The following is an 897-nucleotide window of genomic DNA, read 5'->3' on the forward strand; positions in this document are numbered from 1 at the left end:
CACCACCCCCCCCCGGGCCAGCGCCGCCTCCAATGGCAGCACCGGAGCGGCGGCCGGCTGCCAGGACGCGGTCACATACCAACGGCCACGGAGAACGTCGTGGTGGATGCGGTAGGCCACCGCCCGATTCGCGGTGATCCGATCCCGCCACTCCTGCCCGCGATGCCGGAAGCGTACGGTCGCATCCAGCACGTACCGGCCGTGCGGGGCGTTCGCCCGGTGGGCCAGCGGGACCGGGAGTTTGAGGGAGATATGGCCGGTGTCGGTGACGCGGATGGTCTCGTTGCCGCAGCGTTTGCCGGACTCCCCGTCCGCGGCCAGGAACATCCGTGCCGCCTGCCAGCCTGCCCGCCACGCCTGCTCGCTCAGCCCGGCCGCCTGCAGGTGGTGGCGGGTGCTCGCGAGGCGCTTGCCGCCACGCACCACGCGCACCCGGCCCGCCGCCCAGTCCGCCTCCACCACCGCCAGCCGGTCCTGCAAAGCGTGCAGGCGGCGGGACTTGGCATGCCACTCGGCACGCGAGCCATACCCGCGCGCCAGCCCTTCCCGCTTGTCCGCCTTGGCGCCCAGCGGGCGGGCCAGCCGCGCCTCGATCGAGGCGATCTGCCCGCGCAGCCAGGCCAAGTGGGCCACCTGGCCGCGCCGGGCCAGCGCCCACTGGTCATGGGAGGCCTTGGTGATGCTGCCCGCCCAGCGCGCCGACGACTTCCCCGTCAGCTCCCGCTTGCGCACCGCCCACCCGCCAGCATCGTGCGCCAACCCTTGCCGGGAGCGTTCCGCGAGATCAGCCGCGGCCAGAGAACCGAGGAACGTCCCGACTTCGGCCAGCACCGCCGCATCCGACTCGCTCACCCGCAGCCGATCCCGGATGGCCACCCCGGCGGGGCCGGGTACCAC

At 74.0% G+C, this 897-nt stretch carries 1 pseudogene; it reads right to left on the reverse strand.

Annotated elements, in window-relative coordinates:
• Positions 1–897 (reverse strand): annotated as a pseudogene (locus tag G6048_RS48305) (IS200/IS605 family accessory protein TnpB-related protein); the annotation flags it as partial.

Origin of the sequence: Streptomyces ureilyticus (assembly GCF_011045025.1) — a bacterium.
Taxonomy (GTDB): domain Bacteria; phylum Actinomycetota; class Actinomycetes; order Streptomycetales; family Streptomycetaceae; genus Streptomyces; species Streptomyces ureilyticus.